Source organism: Photobacterium sp. GB-36 (assembly GCF_003026135.1).
Lineage (GTDB): Bacteria > Pseudomonadota > Gammaproteobacteria > Enterobacterales > Vibrionaceae > Photobacterium.
On the sequence record NZ_PYNY01000091.1, the window covers coordinates 1 to 504 of the forward strand.

At 45.6% G+C, this 504-nt stretch carries 4 tRNA genes; all 4 read left to right on the forward strand.

The annotated features are described in order from the left end of the window. The first annotated feature begins 14 nt into the window (after positions 1 to 14). The 4 genes from C9J46_RS21465 to C9J46_RS21480 all read left to right on the forward strand — a co-directional run bounded on the left by C9J46_RS21465 (position 15) and on the right by C9J46_RS21480 (position 497). Positions 15 to 99: transfer RNA gene (locus C9J46_RS21465), tRNA-Leu, on the forward strand. 41 nt (positions 100 to 140) lie between these two features. Continuing rightward, positions 141 to 215, forward strand: a tRNA-Gln gene (locus C9J46_RS21470). Positions 216 to 253: 38 nt separating this feature from the next. Continuing rightward, positions 254 to 330, forward strand: a tRNA-Met gene (locus C9J46_RS21475). Between the two features lie 82 nt (positions 331 to 412). Then, positions 413 to 497 (forward strand) — tRNA-Leu (locus tag C9J46_RS21480). The last annotated feature ends 7 nt before the right edge of the window (positions 498 to 504 follow it).

Sequence of the window (504 nt, forward strand, 5' to 3'; positions counted from 1 at the left end):
ATAACTGACAATATGCGGAAGTGGCGGAATTGGTAGACGCACCAGATTTAGGTTCTGGCGCCGCAAGGTGTGAGAGTTCAAGTCTCTCCTTCCGCACCATTCTCTCTAGTTTGTGAAAGTCTTGTGTGAACAAGCGCTGTAGGTCTATCGCCAAGCGGTAAGGCAGCGGCTTTTGATGCCGCCATTCCCTGGTTCGAATCCAGGTAGACCTGCCATTATTTAAGAGTATTGATGAAATTCAGTATTCTGTGTTGGCTACGTAGCTCAGTTGGTTAGAGCACATCACTCATAATGATGGGGTCACAGGTTCGAATCCCGTCGTAGCCACCATTTATTCTTTAAATCAGCTTTTTACCAATTACTGATTTAAACAATACAACTAGAGACAACAGTTATTTATAACTGACAATATGCGGAAGTGGCGGAATTGGTAGACGCACCAGATTTAGGTTCTGGCGCCGCAAGGTGTGAGAGTTCAAGTCTCTCCTTCCGCACCATTCTCTC